23 protein-coding genes and 1 tRNA gene are annotated in these 26029 nt (G+C 72.5%); 8 read left to right on the forward strand and 16 right to left on the reverse strand.

The genetic code is table 11. From position 1 onward, the window contains the following. Nucleotides 1-4: 4 nt before the first annotated feature. The gene (galK, locus tag ACZ4M5_RS23425; RefSeq protein WP_467739777.1) at nt 5-1168 is read left to right on the forward strand and encodes a galactokinase; all 1164 of its coding nucleotides are present in this window, start codon (nt 5-7) and stop codon (nt 1166-1168) included. Between the two features lie 3 nt (nt 1169-1171). Here galK and ACZ4M5_RS23430 read toward each other — a convergent pair whose 3' ends face one another. Next, nucleotides 1172-1630 carry a GNAT family N-acetyltransferase gene (locus tag ACZ4M5_RS23430; protein ID WP_467739778.1) on the reverse strand — a complete coding sequence of 153 codons (459 nt, stop codon included), beginning with the start codon at nt 1628-1630 and terminating at the stop codon, nt 1172-1174. A gap of 302 nt (nt 1631-1932) precedes the next feature. Between ACZ4M5_RS23430 and ACZ4M5_RS23435 the strand changes: the two genes are divergently transcribed. After that, entirely contained in the window at nt 1933-2700 is a 768-nt protein-coding gene (locus ACZ4M5_RS23435) for a LuxR C-terminal-related transcriptional regulator (RefSeq protein WP_467739779.1), read from the forward strand. Here ACZ4M5_RS23435 and tamR read toward each other — a convergent pair. Then, nucleotides 2659-3156 carry a MarR family transcriptional regulator TamR gene (gene tamR, locus ACZ4M5_RS23440; RefSeq protein WP_451876749.1) on the reverse strand — a complete coding sequence of 166 codons (498 nt, stop codon included), beginning with the start codon at nt 3154-3156 and terminating at the stop codon, nt 2659-2661. The two genes, ACZ4M5_RS23435 and tamR, sit on opposite strands and share 42 nt — an antisense overlap. A 164-nt stretch (nt 3157-3320) precedes the next feature. Between tamR and ACZ4M5_RS23445 the strand changes: the two genes are divergently transcribed. Then, nucleotides 3321-4148, forward strand: a complete 828-nt coding sequence (locus tag ACZ4M5_RS23445) for a trans-aconitate 2-methyltransferase (RefSeq protein ID WP_467739780.1) — start codon at nt 3321-3323, stop codon at nt 4146-4148. Nucleotides 4149-4175: 27 nt separating this feature from the next. On the opposite strand, the gene ACZ4M5_RS23450 is transcribed toward ACZ4M5_RS23445, so the two are convergent. Together ACZ4M5_RS23450 and ACZ4M5_RS23455 are read right to left on the reverse strand one after the other, a co-directional pair. After that, the gene (locus ACZ4M5_RS23450; RefSeq protein WP_333935464.1) at nt 4176-4853 is read right to left on the reverse strand and encodes a TetR/AcrR family transcriptional regulator; all 678 of its coding nucleotides are present in this window, start codon (nt 4851-4853) and stop codon (nt 4176-4178) included. Continuing rightward, nucleotides 4850-5869, reverse strand: a complete 1020-nt coding sequence (locus ACZ4M5_RS23455; RefSeq protein WP_467739781.1) for an acyl-CoA desaturase — start codon at nt 5867-5869, stop codon at nt 4850-4852. Before ACZ4M5_RS23455 ends, ACZ4M5_RS23450 begins: the two co-directional genes overlap by 4 nt. A 295-nt stretch (nt 5870-6164) precedes the next feature. On the opposite strand from ACZ4M5_RS23455, the gene ppc reads away from it, so the two are divergent. Next, entirely contained in the window at nt 6165-8894 is a 2730-nt protein-coding gene (gene ppc / locus ACZ4M5_RS23460; protein WP_467739782.1) for a phosphoenolpyruvate carboxylase, read from the forward strand. 68 nt (nt 8895-8962) lie between these two features. Here ppc and ACZ4M5_RS23465 read toward each other — a convergent pair whose 3' ends face one another. From ACZ4M5_RS23465 to ACZ4M5_RS23500, 8 genes are all read right to left on the reverse strand, one after another. Further along, nucleotides 8963-9670 carry an LPXTG cell wall anchor domain-containing protein gene (locus ACZ4M5_RS23465; RefSeq protein WP_467739783.1) on the reverse strand — a complete coding sequence of 236 codons (708 nt, stop codon included), beginning with the start codon at nt 9668-9670 and terminating at the stop codon, nt 8963-8965. Between the two features lie 134 nt (nt 9671-9804). Continuing rightward, on the reverse strand, nt 9805-10296 hold the full coding sequence (locus ACZ4M5_RS23470; protein WP_467739784.1) for a hypothetical protein: 492 nt from the start codon (nt 10294-10296) through the stop codon (nt 9805-9807). A 54-nt stretch (nt 10297-10350) separates the two neighbouring features. After that, nucleotides 10351-10947 carry an aminoacyl-tRNA hydrolase gene (gene pth / locus ACZ4M5_RS23475; RefSeq protein ID WP_467739785.1) on the reverse strand — a complete coding sequence of 199 codons (597 nt, stop codon included), beginning with the start codon at nt 10945-10947 and terminating at the stop codon, nt 10351-10353. A 74-nt stretch (nt 10948-11021) separates the two neighbouring features. Continuing rightward, nucleotides 11022-11618: a 50S ribosomal protein L25/general stress protein Ctc gene (locus ACZ4M5_RS23480; protein ID WP_369194453.1), complete on the reverse strand. Its 597-nt coding sequence runs from the start codon at nt 11616-11618 to the stop codon at nt 11022-11024. Nucleotides 11619-11789: 171 nt separating this feature from the next. After that, nucleotides 11790-12770, reverse strand: a complete 981-nt coding sequence (locus ACZ4M5_RS23485; RefSeq protein WP_467739786.1) for a ribose-phosphate diphosphokinase — start codon at nt 12768-12770, stop codon at nt 11790-11792. A 135-nt stretch (nt 12771-12905) separates the two neighbouring features. Further along, nucleotides 12906-14354 carry a bifunctional UDP-N-acetylglucosamine diphosphorylase/glucosamine-1-phosphate N-acetyltransferase GlmU gene (gene glmU / locus ACZ4M5_RS23490; RefSeq protein WP_467739787.1) on the reverse strand — a complete coding sequence of 483 codons (1449 nt, stop codon included), beginning with the start codon at nt 14352-14354 and terminating at the stop codon, nt 12906-12908. Nucleotides 14355-14488: 134 nt separating this feature from the next. Then, nucleotides 14489-14559, reverse strand: a tRNA-Gln gene (locus ACZ4M5_RS23495). Nucleotides 14560-14582: 23 nt separating this feature from the next. Continuing rightward, the gene (locus ACZ4M5_RS23500) at nt 14583-15443 is read right to left on the reverse strand and encodes a hypothetical protein (protein ID WP_467739788.1); all 861 of its coding nucleotides are present in this window, start codon (nt 15441-15443) and stop codon (nt 14583-14585) included. 167 nt (nt 15444-15610) lie between these two features. Here ACZ4M5_RS23500 and ACZ4M5_RS23505 point away from each other — a divergent pair, with 167 nt between their 5' ends. After that, on the forward strand, nt 15611-16915 hold the full coding sequence (locus ACZ4M5_RS23505; RefSeq protein ID WP_467739789.1) for a sensor histidine kinase: 1305 nt from the start codon (nt 15611-15613) through the stop codon (nt 16913-16915). A 24-nt stretch (nt 16916-16939) separates the two neighbouring features. On the opposite strand, the gene ACZ4M5_RS23510 is transcribed toward ACZ4M5_RS23505, so the two are convergent. Next, on the reverse strand, nt 16940-17434 hold the full coding sequence (locus ACZ4M5_RS23510; protein ID WP_467739790.1) for an SUKH-3 domain-containing protein: 495 nt from the start codon (nt 17432-17434) through the stop codon (nt 16940-16942). Nucleotides 17435-17566: 132 nt separating this feature from the next. Then, nucleotides 17567-18142 carry a YwqJ-related putative deaminase gene (locus ACZ4M5_RS23515; protein WP_467739791.1) on the reverse strand — a complete coding sequence of 192 codons (576 nt, stop codon included), beginning with the start codon at nt 18140-18142 and terminating at the stop codon, nt 17567-17569. A gap of 380 nt (nt 18143-18522) precedes the next feature. On the opposite strand from ACZ4M5_RS23515, the gene ACZ4M5_RS23520 reads away from it, so the two are divergent. The 3 genes from ACZ4M5_RS23520 to ACZ4M5_RS23530 all read left to right on the forward strand — a co-directional run bounded on the left by ACZ4M5_RS23520 (nt 18523) and on the right by ACZ4M5_RS23530 (nt 23664). Continuing rightward, nucleotides 18523-19557 carry an SMI1/KNR4 family protein gene (locus ACZ4M5_RS23520; RefSeq protein ID WP_467739792.1) on the forward strand — a complete coding sequence of 345 codons (1035 nt, stop codon included), beginning with the start codon at nt 18523-18525 and terminating at the stop codon, nt 19555-19557. Between the two features lie 7 nt (nt 19558-19564). Continuing rightward, the gene (locus ACZ4M5_RS23525; protein ID WP_467739793.1) at nt 19565-22537 is read left to right on the forward strand and encodes an SUKH-4 family immunity protein; all 2973 of its coding nucleotides are present in this window, start codon (nt 19565-19567) and stop codon (nt 22535-22537) included. Nucleotides 22538-22779: 242 nt separating this feature from the next. Beyond that, nucleotides 22780-23664, forward strand: a complete 885-nt coding sequence (locus tag ACZ4M5_RS23530; protein ID WP_467739794.1) for a cellulose-binding protein — start codon at nt 22780-22782, stop codon at nt 23662-23664. A gap of 283 nt (nt 23665-23947) precedes the next feature. On the opposite strand, the gene ACZ4M5_RS23535 is transcribed toward ACZ4M5_RS23530, so the two are convergent. Continuing rightward, nucleotides 23948-25561: a sodium/solute symporter gene (locus ACZ4M5_RS23535; protein WP_467739795.1), complete on the reverse strand. Its 1614-nt coding sequence runs from the start codon at nt 25559-25561 to the stop codon at nt 23948-23950. Further along, on the reverse strand, nt 25558-25992 hold the full coding sequence (locus tag ACZ4M5_RS23540) for a DUF485 domain-containing protein (RefSeq protein WP_398111101.1): 435 nt from the start codon (nt 25990-25992) through the stop codon (nt 25558-25560). The genes ACZ4M5_RS23535 and ACZ4M5_RS23540 overlap by 4 nt, the downstream gene beginning before the upstream one ends. Nucleotides 25993-26029 lie beyond the last annotated feature (37 nt).

The following is a 26029-nucleotide window of genomic DNA, read 5'->3' on the forward strand; positions in this document are numbered from 1 at the left end:
GGGCATGAGCGAGGCTGTAGCCGAGACGGTCGCCGAACGGTTCACCGAGCTGTACGGCACCGGGCCGCAGGGCGTCTGGGCGGCTCCGGGCCGCGTGAACCTCATCGGCGAGCACACCGACTACAACGACGGCTTCGTCATGCCGTTCGCCCTGCCGCACACGGCGGTCGCGGCCGTCTCGCGCCGCGACGACGGCGTGCTGCGCCTGCACTCCGCCGACGTGGAATCCGGCGTCGCCGAACTGCGCCTGGACGACCTGGCGCCCGAGTCCGACAAGGACTGGACGGCGTACCCGGCCGGCGTGGTCTGGGCCCTGCGGGAGGCCGGCCACGCGGTCACGGGCGCGGACGTCCACCTGGCCTCCACGGTCCCCTCGGGCGCCGGACTGTCCTCCTCGGCGGCCCTGGAGGTCGTGGTCGCGCTGGCCCTGAACGACCTGTTCGACCTGGGCCTGCGCGGCTGGCAGCTGGCCCGCCTGTGCCAGCGCGCGGAGAACGTGTACGTGGGCGCGCCCGTCGGCATCATGGACCAGACGGCGTCGGCCTGCTGCACGGAGGGCCACGCCCTGTTCCTCGACACCCGGGACCTCTCCCAGCAGCAGATCCCCTTCGACCTGGCGGCCGAGGGCATGCGCCTGCTGGTCGTCGACACGCAGGTCAAGCACTCCCACAGCGAGGGCGAGTACGGCAAGCGCCGCGCGGGCTGCGAGAAGGGGGCGGCCCTGCTGGGCGTCGACGCCCTGCGCGACATCGCCTACGACGACCTGGACGCGGCCCTGGACCGCCTCGGCGACGAGGAGGAGGTCCGCCGCCTGGTCCGGCACGTGGTCACCGAGGACCGGCGGGTGGAGCGCGTGGTCTCCCTGCTCGAAGCGGGCGAGACCCGCCGCATCGGCCCCGTCCTGGTCGAGGGCCACGCCTCCCTGCGTGACGACTTCCGCATCTCCTGCCCGGAGCTGGACCTGGTCGTCGAGGCGTCCCTGTCGGCCGGCGCGCTGGGCGCCCGCATGACCGGCGGCGGCTTCGGCGGCTCGGCGATCGTCCTGGCGGAGGAGGCGGACGTCGACGCGATCGGCAAGGCGGTGACGGACGCCTTCGCGGCGGCGGGCTTCACCGCGCCCCGGGTCTTCGAGGCGGTGCCGGCGGCCGGCGCCCGCCGGCTGGCCTGAGCCTCACCGAAGCGTTTTCGTCAGCAAGTACTCCGTGACGCCGGGCGGGTAGTCCGGCACGGTGCACGCCACGCGGTACCCCTGCTTCTCGTAGAAGCGGGGGGCCTGGAAGTCCCAGGTCTCCAGGCGGGAGGAGCGGCAGGAGCGCTGAGTACGCGCGATGTCCTCCGCCTGCGCGAGCAGACGGCTGCCCAGGCCCGCGCCGCGGTGGCGGTCGTCGACCCACAGGTGCGTCACGTGCAGCCAGGTCGCCCAGGTGTAGCCGACGAGCCCGCCGGCGAGATCGCCGTCCGCCTCGTTCACAGCCCACACATGCAAGGGGACGTCCCGCTCACCGGGCGTTCCGCGCAGCGAGCGCAGGATCGCCGAGGCGGTCGTGTTGGAGTCCCGCAACCGGGTACGGAGCAGATCACGTCGGTCCTTGTCGACTTCTGTCTCAAGACGGAACATGCGGCACACCATAAACGCGTCGGACAGTCAGTTCTGCAAATAACCTTCCGCTGCGGGCACCCGTCCGTACTCTGATGAACAGCACCGGTGGGGGCCGGTGCCGCTCAGGGGGCGAGACAGCCGGGTACGACGCCCGGGGTGGGGGCGGCGGGTCCTGCACGGCGGCGGCCGTGCGGCCGCGCCGCCCCGGTGCGGCTGCGGACAGGGACGTACGGACGCAGCCGGTCACCGCACTCCGGCGTCGTGCCCGCGCGGTGTCGACTTCCGACGATGGGGATCCCCTGCTCCTCGGGAGCATCGGGGAAGGGGGTTACGTGGTGCGCATCCGAGTCCTGGTCGTCGACGACCACCGCATCTTCGCCGAGTCGCTCGCCGCGGCCCTGGCCGCCGAGCCCGACGTCGAGGTGTCCGCGGCCGGCAGCGGCCCCGCCGCCCTGCGGAGCCTGGAGCGGGCGGTAGCCGAGGGACGCCGCTTCGACGTGGCGCTCGTCGACGCCGACCTGGGCGGCAAGGTCCCGGGCGCCCGCCCGGCCGTGCCCGTGCAGGAGGGCGACGAGGACGGGCTGGTCGACGGGATCTCCCTGGTCACCGGGGTGCGCAGCGCGCAGCCGAACGTACGGATCGTCGTGCTCGCCGAGAAGGACGACCCGCGGCGGGCCGCGCTCGCCCTGCAGGCCGGGGCGTGCGGCTGGGTCGCCAAGGACTGCTCGCTGTCCCGGCTGCTCACGGTCATCCGCGGGGTGCTGCGCGACGAGACGCATCTGCCGCCCGCCCTGCTGACCGGAGTGCTGCGCGAACTCACCGCCGCCCGCAAGCACCGCACCGAGAGCGAGCGGCTCGTGGAGTCGCTCACGCCGCGTGAGCGCGAGGTGCTGCGGTGCATGGTGGCGGGGCTGGGGCGCAAGGCCGTCGCCGAGCGCCTGTACCTGTCGCCGCACACCGTGCGGACCCACATGCAGAACGTGCTGGGCAAACTCGGCGTGCACTCCACGCTCGCCGCCGTGGCCCTCGCCCGGCGGGCCGGGGTGGGGCCGGCCGACCTAGCCGGGGATGTTGTCGAACGGGGCGGTCAGCTGGCGTAGCAGACCGGCCAGCTCACCGCGCTGGCCGCGGGAGAGCTCCGCGAGGATCGCCCGCTCCTGGTCCAGCAGCCCCGACAGGGCCTGGTCCGCGCGGTCCCGGCCCTCGTCCGTCAGCCGCACCAGCACACCCCGCCGGTCGCTGGGATCCGGGAGGCGTTCCACCAGGCCCTTCTTCGCCAGCCGGTCGATGCGGTTGGTCATCGTGCCCGAGGTGACCAGGGTCTGGGTGAGGAGCTGCCCCGGCGAGAGCTGGTACGGCGTGCCCGCCCGGCGCAGCGCCGTCAGCACGTCGAACTCCCACGGCTCCAGGTTGTGCTCCGAGAAGGCCAGGCGCCGGGCCCGGTCCAGGTGCCTGGCCAGCCTGCTGACGCGGCTGAGCACCTCGAGCGGTTCCACGTCGAGGTCCGGGCGCTCCCGGCGCCACGCTGCGACCAGCCGATCGACCTCGTCCTCCATGACGATCAGTGTAGTGGTTGTGTCGACGTAGAGTCTCTTGACGTCGATCTTCTTGACATCAAGAGACTTTCGGGATCACGCTGGGTGCACGCGCCGGCCGTCTCGCACCCGGACACCGACCGGGCATCGACCGGACACCAGGAAACCGGACACCAGGAGGACCCATGCCCGCCGACCCCCCCACCTGGGACCCCGCCCAGTACCTGCGCCACGCCGGGCACCGCGCCCGCCCCTTCGCCGACCTCCTGGCCCGCGTCCCCGACCTGCCCGCGCAGCCACCGGACCGTCCCCGCATCGCCGACCTCGGCTGCGGCCCGGGCAACGTCACCGCCCTGCTCGCCGGCCGCTGGCCCACCGCCCGGATCACCGGCTACGACAACTCCGCCGAGATGCTCGACCAGGCCCACGTGGACCACGAGGGGCCCACCGCGGGCGGCGGCCGGCTGGACTTCGCCCCCGCGGACGCCCGCACCTGGACACCCGGCGAGCCGCACGACCTGATCGTCAGCAACGCCACCCTGCAGTGGGTGCCCGGACACGCCGAACGTTTCGCGGACTGGACGGCCGCGCTGAAACCCGGCGGCACCCTCGCCTTCCAGGTGCCCGGAAACTTCGACGCCCCCAGCCATCGCCTCATGCGCGACCTCGCCGCCGCGCCCCGCTGGCGCGACCGGCTGGACGGCGTCCTGCGCCACGCCGACGCCGTCCTCACCCCGGCGGCCTACCACGAGCGGCTGACCTCGCTCGGCTGCGCGGCCGACGTGTGGGAGACGACGTACCTCCACCTGCTGCACGGGCCGGACCCGGTCCTCGACTGGGTCAAGGGAACCGGGCTGCGGCCCGTCCTCACCGCCCTCGGCGACGACCCCGCGGCGTGCGACGCGTTCGTCGCCGAGTACCGCACGGCCCTGCGCGAGGCCTACCCGCCCGGACCGCACGGCACCGTGTTCCCCTTCCGCCGCGTCTTCGCCGTGGCGCGCAGGGGGGACTGACGGCCGGGGTCGTCCCGGCCGACGCGGTCAGGCCTTGCGGCGGCCTATCAGGTGGGGCTTGGCCTCCAGGCCGTCCAGGCCGTGCCACGCCAGGTTCACCAGGTGCGCGGCCACCTCGGCCTTCTTCGGCTTGCGCACGTCCAGCCACCACTGGCCCGTCAGCGCGACCATCCCGACCAGGGCCTGGGCGTACAGCGGGGCCAGCTTCGGGTCGAAACCGCGGCTCTTGAACTCGCGGCCCAGGATGTCCTCGACCTGCGTGGCGATGTCCGAGATCAGTGACGCGAACGAACCCGTCGACTGGGGGATGGGCGAGTCACGGACCAGGATGCGGAAACCGTCCGTGTACTCCTCGATGTAGTCCAGCAGCGCGAACGCCGCCTGTTCGCACAGTTCCCGGGGGTGACCGGCGGTCAGCGAGCCGGTGACCATGTCCAGCAGGCACCGCATCTCACGGTCCACGACCACCGCGTACAGGCCCTCCTTGCCGCCGAAGTGCTCGTACACCACCGGTTTGGAGACCCCGGCCTTCGCCGCGATCTCCTCCACCGACGTGCCCTCGAACCCCTTCGCGGCGAAGAGCGTGCGACCGATCTCCAGCAGCTGCTGACGGCGCTCGGCACCGGTCATACGGGTGCGACGCACTCGCCGCGGCTTGTCATTGCTGGGATTGCTGCTCGAGTCGGTCGCCACAGCGACCATCATGCCGCCTCGGCGGGTTCCTTCCCGCGCCGGGAGCCGCCTTCCCCGCCGTCACGGCGCGAATCGATACGCGAGCGTGACGGCCACCGCACGTCGTACGCCCACCCCGCCAGCTCGAACCAGCGGATCAGCCGGGCGGAGGAATCCACCTGCCCGCGCATCACGCCGTGCCGCGCGGACGTGGGGTCGGCGTGGTGCAGGTTGTGCCAGGACTCGCCGCACGACAGGATCGCCAGCCACCACACGTTCCCCGACCGGTCACGCGACTTGAACGGCCGCTTGCCCACCGCGTGGCAGATCGAGTTGATCGACCAGGTCACGTGGTGCAGCAGCGCCACCCGCACGAGCGATCCCCAGAAGAACGCCGTGAACGCGCCCCACCAGGACATCGTCACCAGACCGCCGATCAGCGCCGGCAGACCCAGCGACACCACCGTCCACAGCACGAACTGGCGCGAGATGGTGCGGAGCGTCCTGTCCTTGATCAGGTCCGGGGCGTACTTCTCCTGCGGCGTCTGCTCCTCGTCGAACATCCAGCCGATGTGCGCCCACCACAGGCCCTTCATCAGGGCCGGCAGCGTCTCGCCGAACCGCCACGGCGAATGCGGGTCGCCCTCGGCGTCGGAGAACTTGTGGTGCTTGCGGTGGTCGGCCACCCAGCGCACCAGGGGCCCCTCGACCGCCATCGACCCGGCGATCGCCAGGGCGATCTTCAACGGGCGCTTGGCCTTGAAGGAGCCGTGCGTGAAGTGGCGGTGGAACCCGATCGTGATGCCGTGGCACCCCAGGAAGTAGAAGAAGACCAGCAGACCGAGGTCCAGCCAGCTCACTCCCCAGCCCCACGCCAGCGGCACGGCGGCCAGCAGCGCGACGAACGGGACGATGATGAAGACGAGCAGGGCGAGCTGCTCGATGGACCGCTTCTTCTCGCCACCCAGCGTGGCGGAGGCTGCTGCGGCGTCGCCGGACCGACCGGGCGCCTGCGCGGCGTCCTCGATCACATCGGAACTACTGGTCATACGCGTCCCCTGGGGGGTATGTGGACTGGGATGGTGTGGCCGGGCCACGGGAATCCGTGCCGTGCTCCCTACGGTTCCGTAACCTACGGCATCGTAAGTATGGCAGTGCGGCGTTCCGCGGCAAGAGCCCGACGGCCTGCGCGTCCCGGTCGACACCTATCCTTGAGTCGGTCGGACAGCGCGGTCCGCTCTGATTTCTTCCCGGACGTCCCGCCCCGTAAGCGGCGCCCGCCGCGCGAGACGCCGTCCGGGTTCCCCTCCCAGACGAGCTTCAACACTGCAAGGAGCCGCACCTGTGAGCAGTGCCGACGACCAGACCACGACGAGCAGTGAGCTGCGTGCCGACATCCGCCGCCTGGGCGACCTCCTCGGGGAGACCCTCGTCCGGCAGGAGGGCCCCGAGCTGCTGGACCTCGTCGAGAAGGTCCGCCGACTGACCCGCGAGGACGGTGAGGCCGCCGCCGAGCTGCTGCGCGGCACCGAACTCGACACCGCGGCCAAGCTGGTCCGCGCCTTCTCCACCTACTTCCACCTGGCCAACGTCACCGAGCAGGTCCACCGCGGCCGTGAACTGCGCGCCCGCCGCGCCGCCGAGGGCGGACTCCTCGCCCGCACCGCCGACCGCCTCAAGGACGCCGATCCCGAACACCTGCGCGAGACGGTCCGCAACCTCAACGTCCGCCCCGTGTTCACCGCACACCCCACCGAGGCCGCCCGCCGGTCGGTCCTCAACAAGCTCCGGCGCATCGCCGCGCTCCTGGAGACCCCGGTCATCGAGTCCGACCGCCGCCGCCTCGACACCCGGCTGGCCGAGAACATCGACCTCGTCTGGCAGACCGACGAACTGCGCGTCGTCCGCCCCGAGCCCGCCGACGAGGCCCGCAACGCCGTCTACTACCTCGACGAACTCCACGCCGGCGCCGTCGGCGACGTCCTGGAGGACCTCACCGCCGAGCTGGAGCGCGCCGGCGTCAAGCTCCCCGACGACACCCGCCCCCTCACCTTCGGCACCTGGATCGGCGGCGACCGCGACGGCAACCCCAACGTCACCCCCCAGGTGACCTGGGACGTCCTCATCCTCCAGCACGAGCACGGCATCAACGACGCCCTGGAGACCATCGACGAACTCCGCGGCTTCCTGTCCAACTCCATCCGCTACGCCGGCGCCACCGAGGACCTGCTCACCTCCCTCCACACCGACCTCGACAACCTCCCCGAGATCAGCCCCCGCTACAAGCGCCTCAACGCCGAGGAGCCCTACCGGCTCAAGGCCACCTGCATCCGGCAGAAGCTGGAGAACACCAAGAAGCGCCTCGCCGACGGCACCCCCCACGTCGACGGACGCGACTACCTCGGCACCGGCGAACTCCTCGCCGACCTGCGGATCATCCAGGAGTCCCTGCGCGCCCACCGCGGCGGCCTCTTCGCCGACGGCCGCCTCGCCCGCACCATCCGCACCCTCGCCGCTTTCGGCCTCCAGCTCGCCACCATGGACGTCCGCGAACACGCCGACGCCCACCACCACGCCCTCGGCCAGCTCTTCGACCGGCTCGGCGAGGAATCCTGGCGCTACGCCGACATGCCCCGCGACTACCGCGGCAAGCTCCTCGCCAAGGAACTGCGCTCCCGCAGGCCCCTCGCCCCCACCCCGGCACCCGTCGACGCCGCCGGCGAGAAGACGCTCGGCGTCTTCCGGACCGTGCGCAAGGCCCTGGAAATCTTCGGGCCCGAGGTCATCGAGTCCTACATCATCTCCATGTGCCAGGGCGCCGACGACGTCTTCGCCGCCGCCGTCCTCGCCCGCGAAGCCGGTCTCATCGACCTGCACGCCGGCTGGGCCAAGATCGGCATCGTGCCGCTGCTGGAGACCACCGACGAGCTCAAGGCCGCCGACACCATCCTCGAGGACATGCTCTCCGACCCGTCCTACCGGCGCCTCGTCGCGCTGCGGGGCGACGTCCAGGAGGTCATGCTCGGCTACTCCGACTCCTCCAAGTTCGGCGGCATCACCACCAGCCAGTGGGAGATCCACCGCGCCCAGCGCCGCCTGCGCGACGTGGCCCACCGCTACGGCGTCCGCCTGCGCCTCTTCCACGGCCGCGGCGGCACCGTCGGCCGCGGCGGCGGCCCCACCCACGACGCCATCCTGGCCCAGCCCTGGGGCACCCTCGAAGGCGAGATCAAGGTCACCGAGCAGGGCGAGGTCATCTCCGACAAGTACCTCATCCCGTCCCTGGCCCGCGAGAACCTCGAACTGACCGTCGCCGCCACCCTCCAGGCCTCCGCCCTGCACACCGCGCCCCGCCAGTCCGATGAGGCCCTCGCCCGCTGGGACGCCGCGATGGACGTCGTCTCCGACGCCGCCCACGCCGCCTACCGCAACCTCGTCGAGGACCCCGACCTGCCGACGTACTTCCTCGCGTCGACGCCCGTGGACCAGCTCGCCGACCTGCACCTCGGCTCCCGGCCCTCCCGCCGCCCGGGCTCCGGCGTCTCCCTCGACGGCCTGCGCGCCATCCCCTGGGTGTTCGGCTGGACGCAGTCCCGGCAGATCGTCCCCGGCTGGTTCGGCGTCGGCTCCGGCCTCAAGGCCCTGCGCGAGGCCGGCCTCGACACCGTCCTCGACGAGATGCACCAGCAGTGGCACTTCTTCCGCAACTTCATCTCCAACGTCGAGATGACCCTCGCCAAGACCGACCTGCGGATCGCCCAGCACTACGTCGACACCCTCGTCCCCGACGAACTCAAGCACGTCTTCGACACCATCAAGGCCGAACACGAACTGACCGTGCGTGAGGTGCTGCGCGTGACCGGCGAGAACGAACTCCTCGACGCCGCGCCCGTACTGAAGCAGACGTTCGCCATCCGCGACGCCTACCTCGACCCCATCTCCTACCTCCAGGTCGCCCTGCTCAAGCGGCAGCGCGAGGCGGCCGCCGCCGGCGAGGAGCCCGACCCGCTGCTCGCCCGCGCCCTGCTCCTCACCGTCAACGGCGTGGCGGCGGGCCTGCGCAACACCGGCTGACCCGCCCCCGCACACGAGGCGTGCCCCCGGACCCGCAAGGGCCCGGGGGCACGCCTCGTGTGCGCGACTCAGCCGCGCTGCGCGCTCCGGCGACGGAACGCCAGGAACCCACCCGCCGCCAGCAGCAGCGCCGCCACGCCCGACAGCAGGCCCACCGGCGCCCCGGTGCCCGTCTCCGCCAGGTCACCACCGCCGGGACCCTGCGGCGACGGCGCGCCCCCGCCGGCCGACACCGACGCGGACGGCTCGCCCGGCTCACCCGACGGCGCGCCGGACGTCCCCGGGGAGGGCGACGCGGACGCCGACCCGGAGGGCGACGCGGACGCCGACCCGGAGGGCGACCCGGACGGCGCTCCACCGCCGGGCTCCTCGTCGTCGCAGTCCGACCAGAACACCTTGTGCTTCGCCGCGCCCTTCTCGCCGTCGAAGTTCCAGAACAGCTTGTAGTGACCGTCGGGCAGCGACAGATCACCGGTCCGGCCATGGCCCTGGCCGTCCAGCGTCAGCTCGCCGGACTTCACCGTCTGCCCCTTGTTCTCGCTCGGGGGGATGGCGTCGATGTGCCAGTCCACCTGCTGACCGCCGTCGAAACCGAAGGCGTCCAGGTAGAAGGCGCACACATGCGGCTCGTTGCGGCGCAGCTCCTCACCGGTCGTGGCGTCATGGATCTTGACCGTGCCGTTGTCACCGGGCGGGGTGGCGTGCGCGGCCGGAGCGAGCAGGAGAGCCGCCGAAGCAGTGGCGCAGACAGCGCCGAGACGGGAGAGGGTGCGCATCGGGAAGTCCATCTTCGAGAAGTGACGGGAAGATGTGGAGGGGGCGGTTCAGCTTCCAGCCCGGCCCGACAGCACGTCAATCACGAACACACAACACTCGGGCCCCTCACAGACCAGGAGACCGCACCGACCCCTCAGACGGTCACGAAGGCCGCCGTCAGCAACGCCACCCCCGACAACCCCAACACCCACGCCGTCCGCGACCGCAGCAGACCCCCCGCCACCACCACCGACGCCAGCAACAGCGCACCACCCAGGGGGATCCACGCGTACAGCACCCCCGCCGGACCCGAACGCACCGCGGCCTCACCGCCCGGCTTCAGCACCACCATGTACGTCCGGCCCTGCTCCACCGCGACCGACTTCTCCAGCACCACCCGCGGCCGCGGCTGCGACCCCGCCGACACCGGCGTGTACCGGCCCGAGCACGAGTCCGGGCCGCACCGCGTCACCTCGACCGTGCCCCGCTCCCGGCCCTTCGTCAGCATCACGTGCTGCGCCGTCCCCCACGACGCCCACACCCCCGCCACCAGGATCAGCACCGCCAGCGCCCCCATCGCGGCGAACCGCCCCCACCGCAGCGCGACGGCCGACACCGGACGGGAGGGCGTGGCGTGGGCAGGCATGGCCGGGATCATTGGCCATGCCTGAACAACCCGTCAACCTCGCCGGGTGACAAGTCAGGAGTTGTACGTACTCTGCGCCCGCTCCAGACCGTCCAGCACCAGACACTCCACCGCGTCCGCCGCCCGGTCCACGAAGTAGTCCAGCTCCTTGCGCTCCGCGGACGAGAAGTCCTTCAGCACGAAGTCCGCCACCTGCATCCGCCCCGGCGGCCGCCCGATGCCGAACCGCACCCGGTGATAGTCCGCACCGAACGCCTTCGTCATCGACTTCAGCCCGTTGTGCCCGTTGTCCCCGCCCCCGAGCTTCAGCCGCAGCACCCCGTAGTCGATGTCCAACTCGTCATGGACCGCCACCACATGCGCCACCGGCACCTTGTAGAAGTCCCGCAGCGCGTTCACCGGCCCGCCCGACAGGTTCATGTACGACATCGGCTTCGCCAGCACCACCCGCCGGTTCGCCGGCCCCGGCGGACCGATCCGTCCCTCGACCACCTGCGCCTGCGCCTTCCCGGCCCGCTTGAACCTCCCCCCGATCCGCTCGGCCAGCAGATCGGCCACCATGAAGCCCACGTTGTGCCGGTTCCCCGCGTACTCCGGCCCCGGATTGCCCAACCCCACGATCAGCCACGGAGCGGCCGCATCGGTCGTCACGTCCCTGTCTCCTTCATACGCGTCGGCCGCTGCCCCGCACGGGAACAGCGGCCGACGAACGACGACGCAGAGGATCAGGCCTCGGCGGCCTCTTCCTCGGCGGCCTCCTCGCCCTCCGGGGCCTCCTCGGCCTGCGCGGCCAGGACCTGCAGGACGACGGCGTCCTCCTCGACGGCCAGCGTCGTGCCCTTCGGGAGCGTGATGTCCTTGGCCAGGATCGAGGCACCGGCCTCCAGACCCTCCACCGACACGGTCACCGACTCGGGGATGTGCGTGGCCTCGGCCTCGACCGGAAGCGCGTTCAGCACGTGCTCCAGCAGGTTGCCGCCCGGAGCCAGCTCACCCTCGGCCTGCACCGGGATCTCCACCGTGACCTTCTCGCCACGCTGGACCAGCTGCAGGTCCACGTGCTCCAGGAAGCCCTTCAGCGGGTCGCGCTGCACGGACTTCGGGATCGCCAGCTCGTTGGTCTTGCCGTCGATGTCCAGCGCGATCAGCACGTTCGGCGTACGCAGCGCCAGCAGCAGCGCGTGACCCGGCAGGGTCAGGTGGATCGGGTCCGAACCGTGCCCGTACAGCACGCCGGGAACCTTGTCCTCACGACGGATACGGCGCGCGGCACCCTTGCCGAACTCGGTGCGCGTCTCGGCGGCGATCTTCACCTCGGACATGATCACTCCTCATAGTCAGTTGACGAACGTGGTCACCCGGCCACGAACGGCCTGCTACGAAGAGCGCGTCGATAACGGACCGCCGCATCCCGCCAACAAACGGGAACGGCCTCCCTCGCCGAGCAACTGCAGCAGTCTACTCGGCCAGGAAGGCCACACCCAAAACGATCTCTACTGCTCGTCGAACAGGCTCGTCACCGAACCGTCCTCGAACACCTCACGCACCGCCCGGGCGATCGTCGGGGCGATCGACAGCACCGAGATCTTGTCCATGTCACTGCTCAGCTCACCCGGCGTCGGCAGCGTGTTCGTGAACACGAACTCGCTCACCCGCGAGTTCTTCAGCCGGTCCGCCGCCGGACCCGACAGCACACCGTGCGTCGCCGTCACGATCACGTCCTCCGCACCGTGCGCGAACAGCGCGTCCGCCGCGGCACAGATCGTCCCACCGGTGTCGATCATGTCGTCCACCAGGACGCACACGCGACCCTCCACCTCACCCACGACCTCGTGGACCGTGACCTGGTTCGCGACGTCCTTGTCCCGGCGCTTGTGCACGATCGCCAGCGGCGCGCCCAGCCGGTCGCACCAGCGGTCCGCCACCCGCACACGGCCCGCGTCCGGGGACACCACCGTCAGCTTCTCCCGGTCCACCTTCCGGCCCACGTAGTCCGCCAGCAGCGGCAGGGCGAACAGGTGGTCCACCGGACCGTCGAAGAAGCCCTGGATCTGGTCCGTGTGCAGATCCACGGTCAGGATCCGGTCCGCACCCGCGGTCTTCATCATGTCCGCGATCAGACGCGCCGAGATCGGTTCACGCCCGCGGTGCTTCTTGTCCTGCCGCGCGTAACCGTAGAACGGCACGATGACCGTGATGGAGCGGGCCGACGCACGCTTCAGCGCGTCGATCATGATCAACTGCTCCATGATCCACTTGTTGATCGGAGCCGTGTGGCTCTGGATCAGGAAGCAGTCGGCACCACGCGCCGACTCCTGGTACCGCACATAGATCTCGCCGTTCGCGAAGTCGAAGGCCTTCGTCGGGACGACCCCGACACCCAACTGCTGGGCGACCTCCTCGGCAAGCTCGGGGTGGGCGCGGCCGGAGAAGAACATCAACTTCTTCTCGCCGGTCGTCTTGATCCCGGTCACAGCACTGTCTCCTCAGAGGTGTCGCAGCTGGGTGTCGAGAGACCTCGCAGCCGGCTTGCCGGAGGCCGTCTCAGCTGGTGGGGGTGCGGGTGTGCACTTATCACCGTACGCCGTGTTTGAGGCATCGGTTTCCGGTCAGCCCTCCTCGGCCGACCCCCGGGAAGCCGCCTCCGCCGCCTTCGCGGCCGCGCTCCCCGGACGCTTGCGAGCCACCCAACCCTCGATATTCCGCTGCTGACCACGGGCCACGGCCAGCGAACCCGCCGGCACGTCCTTCGTGATCACGGACCCCGCAGCGGTGTACGCACCGTCCCCCACCGTGACAGGCGCCACAAACATGTTGTCCGAGCCCGTACGGCAATGCGAGCCGATGGTCGTGTGGTGCTTCTCCTGCCCGTCGTAGTTCACGAACACGCTGGCGGCACCGATGTTCGTGTGCTCACCGATCGTCGCGTCACCGACGTACGACAGATGGGGCACCTTCGTGCCCTCACCGATCGAGGCGTTCTTCGTCTCCACGTACGTCCCGATCTTGCCCTTCGCGCCCAGCCGCGTCCCCGGACGCAGATACGCGTACGGACCCACCGTCGCGTCCGCCCCCACCTCGGCACCCACCGCCACCGTGTTGTCCACCCGCGCGCCCGCACCCACCCGGGTGTCGGTCAGCCGGGAGTTGGGCCCGACCTCCGCGCCCTCGCCCAGATGCGTCGCGCCGTGCAGCTGCGTGCCCGGGTGGACGACGGCGTCCTGCTCGAACGTGACGGTGACGTCGACGAAGGTCGTCGCCGGGTCGATGACGGTCACACCCGCGAGCATCGCCTCGGTCAGCAGCCGGTCGTTCAGGATCCGGCGGGCCTCCGACAGCTGCACACGGTTGTTGATCCCGGCGATCTCGCGGTGGTCACCGGCCACCGACGCCCCGACCCGGTGCCCGGCCTCCCGCAGGATCCCCAGAACGTCCGTCAGGTACTCCTCGCCCTGGCTGTTGTCCGTCCGCACCTTCTTCAGCGCGTCGGCCAGCAGCTGACCGTCGAACGCGAACACACCCGAGTTGATCTCCCGGATCGAGCGCTGCGCGTCCGTCGCGTCCTTGTGCTCCACGATCGCCGTGACGGCACCCGTGGCGTCGTCCCGCACGATCCGGCCGTAGCCCGTCGCGTCCGGCACCTCCGCCGTCAGCACGGTCACGGCGTTGCCGTCCGCGGAGTGCGTCCCGGCGAGCGCCCGCAGCGTCGCGCCGGTCAGCAGGGGAGTGTCCCCGCACACGACCACGACCGTCCCGTCGACCGACCCGCCCAGCTCCTCCAGGCCCATGCGCACGGCGTGCCCCGTGCCGTTCTGCTCGGCCTGTACGGCGGTGCGGACGCCGGGCGCGATCTCGCCCAGGTGCGCGGTGACCTTCTCCCGCGCGTGACCGACCACGACGACCAGGTGCTCGGGGTCCAGCTCGCCCGCGGCGGCGAGCACGTGGCCGACGAGACTGCGACCGCAGAGCTCGTGCAGGACCTTGGGTGTGGCCGACTTCATACGGGTGCCCTCACCCGCTGCGAGAACGACGACGGCTGCCGGGCGGTTGGCGCTCACGGGATGCCCTTCGGCTGTGGATGGGGTGGGGTGTCATCCGCAGGATACCGGGGGGTTTTTCGAGGGGCATGGGTGCGGGGTCCGGCCGGTGTCCATCCGGTCAGACCCCGAACCGAGCTCGTGTCTGCTGTGAGCTCCCGGAGAAGGATTCGAACCCTCATTCAACGGACCAAAACCGTTTGTCCTGCCCTTAGACGATCCGGGATTGATTGCACGCTATGTCCGATTTCATTGATCGGCCTTGCGTGCGGACTCCACTATGCCGTACCAGGAGCCCTCGATGCGACGGTACAGATCCGCACCCCGCAGAACCTTGATGACCAGGCAACCCCGATAGGAATCGCCCGTGTTCTTGCGGCGGGTCTTCGGGTTGTGCTTCTTCAGCGTCGTCTTGTTGAACGCGGTCTCCGGGGCGTCGACGACGTCGGCCCAGTACTTCTCCGCGCCTGCGACGTCGGCCGATTCGTGAATCATCACCGCGAACCGCAACCGGTCCCGTTCCACGCCCAGCAGGGCGAGCCAGGCCAGGAACACCTCGATCATCCCCGGGTCGCTGTTGACGAAGCAGACTTTCTCCCGGCGGTCGTACGGCTTGTCCTTGGCGCCCTCGGCCCAGTAGAGGCCGACGCCCACCAGGAACAGCTCGCGCGGCGACAGCGCACCGACGGACTGCCGAGCCGCCTCTTTGGTGCGCTGTCGTTCCTCGTCGCGCAGGCGCAGAGTGGCTTCCCAGCCGCGCTTCGCGATCGCTGACGCCTCCTCGGGCGTCCGCTTGCGCTCCGGCTTCGGCAGATCTCGCACCCACAAGGAGATCGAACTCTTCGAGCACCCGAGCTCCGCCTCGATCCGGTCGTAGGTCCAGCCCTGGAGGCGCAGTTCCCTGGCCCGTGCCCGGAGGTCGTCCTTGGCGTTCGGGCGCTTCGTCCAGGCCGGCGGAGGTTCGCCCTTCACCAGGCGGTTGAGGAGGTCGTTGTTGTGGATCTTCAACTCGTCGCGGATCTGCCGGAGGGAGAGGCCCTGGCGGCGCAGTGCCACCGCCTTCTCGCGCAGTTCCTCGAAGTCGGCGTACTTGCCGCGTGCATGTGTCATACGCATACCGTCCGGGCGGAATGACCGGCTCCGGGATCGAACGGTGTGCGATTCAGCAGTTCGAGGGATATCGGGTGGATTCGCAGCCGAACGGTCACCGCGTGTGGTGCGGGCGAGTCCGGGAAACTCACCGGAAAACCGGCGGGGGGCGCCCGTAGGCTGGGGGCATGACCGCGACGGGGGAAGACCATGTGACGGCCCAGGGAGGGCCGTGGTGGTGGGCCAGGCGGCGCAGTGCCGTGTTCGACGTGAGTCTGGCCGTGGCGTCCGCGCTGGAGTGCGCGCTGGAGGGGATCCCGTTCGCGAGGGACGCCGGGATTCCGGTGGCGGCGGGGGTCGTCTTCGGCGTGCTGGCCGGTTCCGTGCTGCTGGTGCGCCGGCGGTGGCCGATCGCGGTGGTGCTGGTGTCCATCGCGATCACGCCCGCGGAGATGGGCCTGATGATGGGCATCGTCGGCCTGTACACGCTGGCGGCGGCCGAGATGCCCCGGCGGATCATCGCCTCGCTGGCGGGGATGTCGCTGGTGGGGACGTTGATCGTGACGTTCGTGAAGACGCGGCAGGACGTGTCGCGCGGGGATCTGGACCTGGGCGACTGGTTCGTGCCGTTCGCGGCGGTCACGATGTCGCTGGGCTTCACGGCGCCGCCGGTGCTGCTGGGTCTGTACGTGGGGGCGCGGCGGCGGCTGATGGAGAGTCTGCGGGAGCGGGCGGACAGTCTGGAGCGGGAGCTCCAGTTGCTGGCGGAGCGGGCGGAGGAGCGGGCCGAGTGGGCCCGGAACGAGGAGCGGACGCGGATCGCGCGGGAGATGCACGACGTGGTCGCGCACCGGGTGAGTCTGATGGTGGTGCACGCGGCGGCGCTGCAGGCGGTGGCCCGCAAGGATCCGGAGAAGGCGGTCCGGAACGCCGTGCTGGTGGGGGACATGGGACGGCAGGCACTGACCGAGCTGCGGGAGATGCTCGGGGTGCTGCGCAGTGGTGGGGACGAGCGGCGTGCGCGGGCGGAGTCGGTGCCGTTGGCGGCGGTGGGGGCCGCGGCGGCCGCGGCTGCGGCGGCGTCGCGGGCGGCGGACGACGACGGGCCGTGTCTGGCGGAGATCGAGGAGCTGGTGGGGCAGTCGGCCGCGGCGGGGATGGTGGTCGATCTGTCGGTGGAGGGGGATGTCCGCTCGTATGCGCCGTTGGTGGAGCAGACGGCGTACCGCGTGGTGCAGGAGGCGTTGACGAACGTCCACAAGCACGCGGCGGGGGCGAAGACGTATGTGCGGCTGGCGCATCGGGTGTCGGAGATCGCGATGCAGGTGGAGAACGAGCCGCCCGAGGAGGCGGCGTCGTCGGCTCGGCTGCCGTCCGGGGGGAACGGTCTGGTGGGGATGAAGGAGCGGGTGTCGGCGCTGGGCGGGGTGTTCGTGTCGGGGCCGACGGACGCGGGGGGTTTCCGGGTGTCGGCGGTGATTCCGGCGTCGTAGCCCGGCCCCGGTGTGCGGCCCGTCTCAGTGGGTGGTGAGGCGGGCGGGTGCGGTGCCGGCGATGAGGGTGGCCAGGGCCTGGTCGATGTCGGTGCCGAGGTACCAGTCGCCGGTGTGGTCGAGGGTGTAGACGCGGCCGTCGGTGTCGATGGCGAGCAGGGCCTGGGTGTCGGTCTCGGTGCCGAGGGGGCAGACCTCGGTGTCGAGGGCGCGGCCGAGGTCGCCGAGGGTGCGGGCCATGTGGAGGCCGTGCAGCGGGTCGAGGTGGAGGGTGGCGGGGGCGACCTGGCGGCCGGGGCCGCTCGGGGTGATGTGGAGTCCGCCGAACTCGGCCCATGCCTCGACGGCGGCGGGGAAGACGCTGTGGCGGTGACCTGCGGGGGAGGCGTGGTCGCGCAGGGCGTCGGCCCAGATCTCGGCTTGTTTGATGTCCCAGCGTCCGGGTTGCCAGCCGGCGGCGCGCAGGGCGGCGTCGACGGGTACGGCGAAGCGGGTGGTCGAGGTGCGGTCGGTGTGCATCTGCCCTTGTCTTGTCGTGGTGACGGGGTGTCGGGGTGACGGGGTGGCGCGTGCCGGGTTGGCCGGGTGCGCCGGGTTCCCGGGTTTCCGGGTGGTGCGCCTGGTGTGGGGGAGGGCGCGGTCGTCGGCGCGTCAGGCGTTCCGGTCCGCGGGGTCGACTATGCGGACGCCGAAGTGGGCGCTGAGGGCGGTGCAGGCGCGGCAGGGGGCGGCGAAGCTGCCGTGGAGGGGGTCGCCGTCCTCGCGGATGCGCCGGGCGGTGAGTTTGGCGTGCTTGAGGGCTTTGCGGGCCTCGCCGTTGGTCATGGGTTTGCGTGCGGCGCGTTTGCTGCGTGCGGCGTCGGCTGCGGCGATGTGGCGGGAGATGAGGATGGTCTCGGCGCAGCGGCCGGTGAAGCGGTCGCGCTGGGTGCTGGTGAGGGTGTCGAGGAAGTCCTGGACGAGGGGGTGCAGGGCGGGGGGTGTGTCGCCGCGGGCGGCGGTGCCGGTGAGGGTGGTGCCGCGGACGGAGAGGGCGGCGGCGACGGTGGGGAGGATGCCGTCGCGACGGTGGCGCAGGACCGGGGCGTCGGCCGTCGCGGTGGCGCTCCAGCCGATGCGGGGGTCTCCGCCCGGGGGGTCCGCGGGGTGCGGGACTCCGGTGCGCGGGTCGCTGTCGCGGTGGCCCGCGGGCCTGCCGGTGTGTGGTCCCGTCTGTGTCGCGTTCATGATCGTATTCCCCTCCGTGCATCCCCCCGGGTGGTCACAGACTGCCAAATGCCGTGGCTGGTGCGGAAGCTGGGGCGGCGCGACACGCCCGGAGCGGGGCGTGTCGTGACGGTGGGGTGACGGCGGGTCACGGGCGCGCCGGGGGGCGGCGACCGGTGCCGGTGACCGGTGTCGTCGTACCGCATAGGCTGTCCGGCACCGCGGTCGAATGCGGTGATCCGTTCGGGGTTCGATGCAGTGAACCGGAGGGTGATCCGTGGCGGCCGGGGACGCAGTGAAGTGCAGGAAGTCGCATCAGCAGACGTGACAGTCGATACGGGCCGTAGTGCGCCAAGGGCGGTCAATACGGGTCGTACAGAGTGCCGCAGGGGGCAACCGCCATGACGACAGGTCGGCTCGGGCTGGGGGCGCCTCCCGGCCGCCAGGCCGGGGGACACGCCGCGCCGCCGAACGCGGCCTATGCCGGGCAGGTCGTGCACTTCCCGGATCCGGTGCGGGCGGCTCGTCACCCGAGAGGGGTACGGGTCGACGAGCGTGGTCACCCCGATTTCTCGCCCTACGCGCGCGCGGCCGCGGAGATCGCGGAGCCGCCGGAGGGTTTCGGTGTGGACGAGTTGCGGCTGACGGACTATGTGTCGGCGAACACGGCCCTGGCGGCGTCGGGGCACGAGTTGTGGGACACGGTGCCGGCGGTGGCGACGCCGCACGGCTGGACGTGGCACCACGTGGCGGACACGCGGCGGCTGGAGCTGGTCCCGGTCGAGGTGAAGGCGCTGCTCCGGCATCACGGCGGGGTGGCGACCTCGGGCGTGGACCACGACAAGCGGGGGACGCGGCCGTTGCAGGAGACGCGTCCGGCGCACTTCGGGCTGCCGAAGTCGGGTGTGGCGGTGACCGAGTCGCAGGTGCAGGGTGTCGAGGAGGACCTCGGGTACCGGCTGCCGGGTGCGTACCGGTCGTTCCTGAAGGCGGCGGGCGGTTGCGCGCCGGTGGGCGCGGCGCTGGACGCGGAGCTGGGGCTGCTGGTGGACCAGCCGTTCTTCACGGTGCGCGACGAGGCGGCGGTGAACGACCTGGTGTACGTGAACAAGTGCCTGCGCGACCATCTGACCAAGGACTACCTGGGTGTCTCGTTCGTCCAGGGCGGGCTGCTCGCGGTGAAGGTGAAGGGCGAGCGGATCGGGTCGGTGTGGTTCTGCGCGTACGACGACGCGCGGGACGTGGATCCGTCGCTGCCGCCGGCGGAGCGGGTGGAGCGGCTGCTGCTGCCGTGCGGGGACGATTTCGACGACTTCCTGTCGCGGCTGGCGGGCAATCCGCCGGAGTTGGAGACGGTGGCGGACCTGATGGTGGACGGCGGGTTCGCGCGTGTGGTGCCGGTGGGCGCGGTGTCGTCCTCGGCCGTGGGGGAGTGACGCGGCGATGGTGACCTTCGCACAGGCGCAGGAGCGCGCCGAGGAGTGGATCAACGGGGACGTGCCGTCGTACCAGCACCGTGAGGTGCGGGTGCGGGAGTTCGACCTCGGGTTCGTGGTGTGGGCCGAGGACCGGGCGGACGGGCCGCGCTCGGACGGGGGCGGGCAGCGGCTGGTGATCGCGCGGGACAGCGGTGAGGCGACGCTGTGGCCCGGGTTGCCGGTGGGCGAGGTGATCCGCCGGTACGAGGAGGAGTACGGCGGTGCGGACGAGGATCCGCAGCCGGCTCCGCCGGCGCCGGCGCGGGTGGATCTGAACCAGACGTCGTTCCTGCTGACTCCGCCGGAGTGGTTGCAGGAGGCGGCGGACCGGATGGGCATTCCGGACCGGCGGGGCGGTGGGTCGTCGTCGGCCACGGCCGGGGCCGGGACTGCTTCCGGTGCAGGGGCGGACGCCGCTTCCGTGCCCGGGGCTGCTTCCGTACCCGGGGCTGCTTCCGGGGCGGACGGGGCTGCTGCCGCGGCATCCGGGCCGGCGTCCTCGCCCGCCCCGGCTCCCGCCGCCGGGCCTGCCGCCCCGTCGGAGCCGGCCGACGCTCCGCCCGTCGCGCCCGGGAGCGGTACGGCGTGGCCGGCCGCCGGGGGCGGTGACGTCCAGACCGACCCGGGTCCGTCCGGGGCCGCGGGAGCGCCCGACGCACCGGCCGGGGCGACGCCCTGGGCCGGTACGGACACCAACGCCGACGCGGGCGACGACCGTTCGGTGCCGCTGCCCGCGACGGTGTTCGCGCCGCCGCTGAGCGGGGCCGACGACGACGTGCCACCGCCTCCGTCGGCGGCGCCCGAGGCCCGCACGACCCTGATGTCGGGCGGCAGCCGGCTGCCGCCCACGGCCGTCACGCCGGCGCTCGGCGCTCCGGACGCGCAGGGCACCGGGGCCGGGGCTTCCGGCGACCCGGGGTACGGCCATCCGTCGGGCCCGGGTGCCGGGCCGGCCGCTTCGAGCGGCCCGGCGGCTCCGGACGTGCCGCAGGGGACGCCGCCCGGTGGTGTGCCGCACGGGACACCGCCCGGTGGTGTGCCGCAGGGGAGTACGCCTGCGCCCACGTCGGGCGGGGCGCCGTACGGGAACGCGCAGGGTCCGGCCGGGCCCGTGCCCGGGCGGCCGCTCGCGCCGCATGCCGGGGACATCGCCGACGCGGCGACCAGCAAGGCGGCCCCGCCGCCCGGCCGTGGCCGGGGCAACGGCCCCTCGACACCGCCTCCGCCCGGCGCGCCGGGTACCCCGGGCGCGCGGCCGGGCGGCGCCGCCGCGCCGTCGGCCCCCGGGGCCCCGGGAACGCCCGGGGGCGCGTACGTGCCGACGCAGATGGTGTCGGCGCTCGGCCCGCAGGGGCCGGAGACACCGGCAGGTCCGGCTTCCGGCGCCCCCGGTGGGTCCGCGGGTGCCGGAAGCGCCCAGGCCCCCGGAACGCCGCAGCCCCCGCAGCAGCCGCCGGGTGCTCCCGGCGCCCCGCAGCCGCCCGGTGCCCCCGGGGGTACGCCCCCCGGCGGTGTCCACCACGCGGCGACGATGCTGGCCGACCCGGGCCGGATGGGTCCGGGTGCGCCGCAGCCGCCCGGGCCTCCCGGGGCGATGGGAGCGCCTGGAGCGCCTGGAGCGCCTGGAGCACCGGGCGCACCGGGCGGGCCCGGCGCGCCGGGTGCGCCGCAGCCGCCGGGTGCCCCGCACCAGGTCGGAGTTCCGCACCCCCCTGCCGCTCCGGGCATGCCCGGGGCTGCGGGTCCCGTGCACCACGCGGAGACCGTGCTGGCCGCGCCCCCGGTGAGCGGCCCCGGTGTGCCTCCGCCTCCGCAGGCTCCCGGCGTGCCGACCGCGGCCCCGGGTGCTCCCGGTGCTCCGCCGATGCCGCACGGGGCGATGCCGCCCGGCGCGATGCCCCCGCCCGGTCAGCCGGTGCCCGGGGCGCCACAGGGCTACGGGTATCCGCAGCAGCCGGCCGGGCAGCCGACGGTCGGTCCGGGCTACCAGGCCGTGCTGCGCTACCGCGCCCAGGACGGTTCCGAGCAGCAGGTGATCCGCCGCTCGGCGCCGGGCACGCCGCACCCGGAGTGGCAGATCTTCCACGAGCTGCGGGCCATGAACGTGCCCCCGGACCAGGTGCTGGAGCTGCACACGGAGCTGGAGTCGTGCGAGCTGCCGGGTGCCTACTGCGCGCGCATGATCCGCGAGCAGTGGCCGCAGGCGCGGATCACGTCCATCGCGCCCTACGGCACGGACCACGCGAGCCGGCAGCAGGGCATGCAGCAACTGCTGGCTCACCAGGGCGAGTTGCATCAGGTGGCGGACGGCCCTGCGCGTCCGGCGCCGGTGCGCGCCCCGCTGCCGCCCGTGCAGGCCGCGCCGCCGGTTCCGCCGGAGGCCGTCGCCCAGGAGCTGGGAGCGGCCTTCGGGCCGGGGGTGTTCCGGTTCGAGCAGGCCGCGGTGTCCCGGCAGGGTGTGCCGCCGGTCGTGGCGCACACCCTGGTCGTGGCCGGTCTGCCGCTCGACATGGGCCCGTTCTTCTGGGCGCAGGCCCAGCCGGGTCGGCCGGTTCCCACGCTGGCGGAACTGGCGGCCGAGCGCGGTGTGCAGCCGGCCGCGGACGCCGGGTCCTATCTGGTGATGGGCAGTGACTTCGGCAAGGCGATCTGTGTCCAGTACGGCACGGCGAACATCGTCGCGGTGCCGGTGGAGGCGGGGCCGGGCGGTGCGCCCGTACCGCCGCAGTTCGTGAACACCGGGCTGCCGGAGTTCGTCCGGTGCCTGGCGCTGCTGGGGCGGATGTGGCGGCTCCGGTTCGGGCTGAACCAGGAGCAGGCGGGCCGCTGGACCGTCGACTTCCAGGCCCAGTTGGCCGCGCTCGACCCGGCGGCGCTGGGGTCGCCGGAGAGCTGGTGGTCGGTGCTGCTGGAGCAGATGTGGGACGGGCTGCTGTGAGGCGCCGCCGGCGCTGAGGCGCGAGAAGGGGAGCCGGGTCCGGTCGCGGGGTGCGACCGGACCCGGCTCTTTCGCGTACGCGCCGGGGGCGGCCCGGGCCCGGATGCCACGCCGTCGACGGTCCCGTGACCTCGACGCGGAGTGTCGCGTTATGCACCTTTACCCCCATCCATCAAGATGTGCGCGAAATAGGCATATTCCGCGTCGGGCGTCGCGTCCGTGTGGTGGAGAGGGGTCCCAGGATGAGGAGCGCACCGGTGTCGCCGCACGGTTTCGGGGTCGTGCGGGGGCGCGGCTACCGTCCCGAGCAGGCCGACGCGTACGTCGAGGCCCTCTCCGCCGACCGTGACGCGTCCTGGGAGCGGGCCGCCCGGCTGACGGTGCTCGCCCGGCGGTCGGACGAGGAACTGGCCCGGCTGCGGCACGCCGTGGCGCGGCTGGTCCCGCAGTCCTACGCCTCGCTCGGCGAACGGGCGCGGCGGCTCTTCGCCCTGGGGCAGGAGGAGGCCGCCGCCGTGCGCGAGGGGGCGCGGCGGGAGGCGCGTCAACGGATGGAGCGGGCGCGGGAGTCGGCGGCCGGCGTGCGGGATGAGGCACAGGCGTACGCCGACGCGGTGCGCGCCGAGGCCGACGAGCGGGCCCGGCACCGGCTGCTCGCGGCCCGCGCGGAGGCCGACGAGATCCTGGGCGCGGCGCGGCGGGAGGCGGAGGAGCGGCGCGGTGAGGCGCGGGCCGCGCTGCGGGAGATGCGGCAGCGCACCGCCGGGATGCTGGCCGAGCAGGACAAGGAGCGCGCCGAACGGTGGGCCGAGGCGGAGCGCGCGGAGGCCGGTCGGGTGGCGGGGCCGGGCGTGGACGGCCCGGACGCGGTGGCGCGTGCCGAGAGCGCGCTGTCGGCGGCGAAGCGGGCCTTCGCCGAGGCGGAGGAGGAGGCCCGCCTGCTGGAGGAGGAGGCACGCGCGTGTGCCGCCGAGGCGGTGGAACGGGCCGGAGAGCGGGCGGAGGCTCTGGCGGAGGAGACGGAGCGGGTGCTGCGCGAGCACGCGGAACAGCGGGACGCCGCTCGCGCGCACATCGACCGCGTCGACGCCCACCTGACGGCGTGGGCGGGCCAGACGGCCCGGTGACGACGGGCCTGCGCCCGGTGAAGAGCCCTCGGGAAGGCGGCACGCCCCCGGGGCCTGCACCTCTCGGGCCGGCACGACCAACGCCGCCCGGCGCCCAGCGCCCAGCGCCCAGCGTCCGGCGCCCAGCGCCCGCCGCCCGGCGCCCAGCGCCCGCCGCCCGGCGCCCAGCGCCCAGTGCCCAGTGCCCAGCGTCCGGCGCCCAGCGCCCAGCGTCCGGCGCCAGGTGAAGGCGGTGCGGCACGGCAGTCCGTCGGGGCTGCCGTGCCGCACCGTGCCGTGTCGGTCAGTCGTCCTTGCGTCCCGCGCCCGCCAGGATCAGGCCCTCGACCGCTTCGTACTGGTGGCGCTGCTCCTCCGACTTGCGGTGGCCGGAGGCCAGTGTGCCGAGCCAGCCGCAGGCGAAGCCCAGGGGGATGGAGAGCAGCCCGGTGGTGGTGAACGGGAACCAGTTGAAGTCGGCCTCGGGGAAGGCCGACACGGGCGAGCCGGAGACCAGGTTGGTGCCCGGCATCAGCAGCAGCACCGCCGACGAACCGCCGATGAGGGTGCTCAGCAGGCCCGTTCGCGTGAAGCGCCGCCAGAACAGGCTGTAGACCAGCGCGGGCGCGATGGCCGAGGCGCCCAGGCAGAACGACAGGGTCACCAGCGGCTGGAGGCTGCGGTGCTGGACCTGGGTGGCCAACGCGATCGCGGGGATGCCCACGGCCAGGGCGGACAGCCGGGCCAGGGTCATCTCGCGGCGGGGCGACATCTCCTGCACGCGGGCCGCGAACACGTCGTGCGCCAGGGAGTTGGCGCAGGCCAGGATCATGCCGGCGACGGAGGCGAGCAGCGTCAGGAAGACGGCGGTGGTGACGGTCGTGAACAGGAACGTCTCCGCCGAGGACACCTCCGCGCCGAACGCGGCCTGCGCGCCCAGCAGGAACGCCGTGTTGCCCTGCGGGTCGACCTTGGCGATCACCGCCCGTCCGACCAGGGCGGTCGCACCGAAGCCGATCACCGTGATGACGAGCACGAACAGCGCCACCCCGGACACCGCCCAGGACATCGAACGGCGCACCTGCCGCGCGCTGGAGGCGGTGTACATGCGCATGGTGACGTGCGGCAGGACACCACCGCCCAGGACCACGGTGAGCTGCGCGGTGATCATGTCGAGGTCGGGGTGGGGGCCGCCGGCGAACTGCAGTCCGGAGGTGAGGAACGCCGAGCCCACCCCGCTGCCCGCGGCGGCGGCGCCGAACAGCGCCCCGGGGTCCCAGTCGAACTTGTTGAGGATCAGCACGGCGACGACCATGCCGGAGCCGAGCAGCATCACGATCTTCAGGATCTGGATGAGGGCGGTGCCCTTCATGCCGCCGATCGCCGCGTAGCTGATCATCAGGGCGCCGACGCCGATGATGCAGCCGGTCTGCAGCGTTTCGCCCGAGAAGCCGAGGATGAACGCCATCAGCTGCCCGGTGCCGGCGAGTTGGACCAGCATCAGCGGCAGCAGGGCCGCCAGGGTCACCGCGCAGGCCGCGATCCGCACGCCGCGTCCGGGCATCCGCCGGGTCAGCGCGTCGCCCATGGTGAACCGGCCCGCGTTGCGCAGCGGTTCGGCCAGCAGGAACATCAGCAGCATCAGCGACAAGGCCGTACTGAGGGCCAGTACGGTCCCGTCGTAGCCGAACAGGGCGATGACGCCGCCGGTGCCGAGGACGGTCGCGGCGGAGATGTAGTCGCCGGCGATCGCGAGGCCGTTGCGCATGGGGGACAGGGAGCTGTAGCCGGTGTAGAACTCGTCGAGGTCGTCCCGGTCCGGGCCGGTCATCACGCACAGCAGCAGCGTGATCGTGGCGACGGCGGAGAAGCCGACCAGGGACATGGCCTGGGCGTTGCCGCTGAAGTCGGTGGTCACAGCGCCCCCTGCCGCTTGGCGTCGAGCGCGGTCTGCTTGCGGATCCGGTCCGCGATCGGGTCGACGCGACGCCGGGCGGTCCGCTCGTACAGGGCGATGGCCAGCCAGGTCACGGGCACCTGCACGAGTGCCAGGAGCAGGCCGGTGGGCAGGCCGTCGGTGACGGTGCCCGTCATGAACGACGGGGCGAACGCCGACAGGAGCAGGAACAGCACGAAGTAGCCCAGCGCGGTCAGTGTGGCCACGCGCCGCTGCCAGCGGTAGGCGCTGCGCAGGAGCCTCAGGTCGCTGTGCTGCCCGAGCGGGGCGTGGCGCCGGGTGCGCCGCCCGGCCGGCTCGGGCTCCTGCTGCGGCACCCAGGGGTAGGTGTCGTAGGAGGGAGAGGAGTCGGGCGGTGGGTACGGCGGGTAGGGAGGGGGATCGTAGGACATCCCGGGGCTCCTTGCGAGGGTCGGGTCCGCTGGACGG

It is taken from the genome of Streptomyces sp. NPDC026246 (genome assembly GCF_055567995.1).

Bases quoted from the DNA above. Each gene is read 5' to 3' on its own strand.
- galK (WP_467739777.1), top strand. From the start codon at position 5: ATGAGCGAGGCTGTAGCCGAGACGGTCGCCGAACGGTTCACCGAGCTG.
- ACZ4M5_RS23430 (WP_467739778.1), bottom strand. From the start codon at position 1,630: ATGGTGTGCCGCATGTTCCGTCTTGAGACAGAAGTCGACAAGGACCGA.
- tamR (WP_451876749.1), bottom strand. From the start codon at position 3,156: ATGGAGGACGAGGTCGATCGGCTGGTCGCAGCGTGGCGCCGGGAGCGC.
- ACZ4M5_RS23445 (WP_467739780.1), top strand. From the start codon at position 3,321: ATGCCCGCCGACCCCCCCACCTGGGACCCCGCCCAGTACCTGCGCCAC.
- ACZ4M5_RS23450 (WP_333935464.1), bottom strand. From the start codon at position 4,853: ATGATGGTCGCTGTGGCGACCGACTCGAGCAGCAATCCCAGCAATGAC.
- ACZ4M5_RS23455 (WP_467739781.1), bottom strand. From the start codon at position 5,869: ATGACCAGTAGTTCCGATGTGATCGAGGACGCCGCGCAGGCGCCCGGT.
- ACZ4M5_RS23465 (WP_467739783.1), bottom strand. From the start codon at position 9,670: ATGCGCACCCTCTCCCGTCTCGGCGCTGTCTGCGCCACTGCTTCGGCG.
- ACZ4M5_RS23470 (WP_467739784.1), bottom strand. From the start codon at position 10,296: ATGCCTGCCCACGCCACGCCCTCCCGTCCGGTGTCGGCCGTCGCGCTG.
- ACZ4M5_RS23480 (WP_369194453.1), bottom strand. From the start codon at position 11,618: ATGTCCGAGGTGAAGATCGCCGCCGAGACGCGCACCGAGTTCGGCAAG.
- ACZ4M5_RS23500 (WP_467739788.1), bottom strand. From the start codon at position 15,443: ATGACACATGCACGCGGCAAGTACGCCGACTTCGAGGAACTGCGCGAG.
- ACZ4M5_RS23505 (WP_467739789.1), top strand. From the start codon at position 15,611: ATGACCGCGACGGGGGAAGACCATGTGACGGCCCAGGGAGGGCCGTGG.
- ACZ4M5_RS23510 (WP_467739790.1), bottom strand. From the start codon at position 17,434: ATGCACACCGACCGCACCTCGACCACCCGCTTCGCCGTACCCGTCGAC.
- ACZ4M5_RS23515 (WP_467739791.1), bottom strand. From the start codon at position 18,142: ATGAACGCGACACAGACGGGACCACACACCGGCAGGCCCGCGGGCCAC.
- ACZ4M5_RS23520 (WP_467739792.1), top strand. From the start codon at position 18,523: ATGACGACAGGTCGGCTCGGGCTGGGGGCGCCTCCCGGCCGCCAGGCC.
- ACZ4M5_RS23525 (WP_467739793.1), top strand. From the start codon at position 19,565: ATGGTGACCTTCGCACAGGCGCAGGAGCGCGCCGAGGAGTGGATCAAC.
- ACZ4M5_RS23530 (WP_467739794.1), top strand. From the start codon at position 22,780: ATGAGGAGCGCACCGGTGTCGCCGCACGGTTTCGGGGTCGTGCGGGGG.
- ACZ4M5_RS23540 (WP_398111101.1), bottom strand. From the start codon at position 25,992: ATGTCCTACGATCCCCCTCCCTACCCGCCGTACCCACCGCCCGACTCC.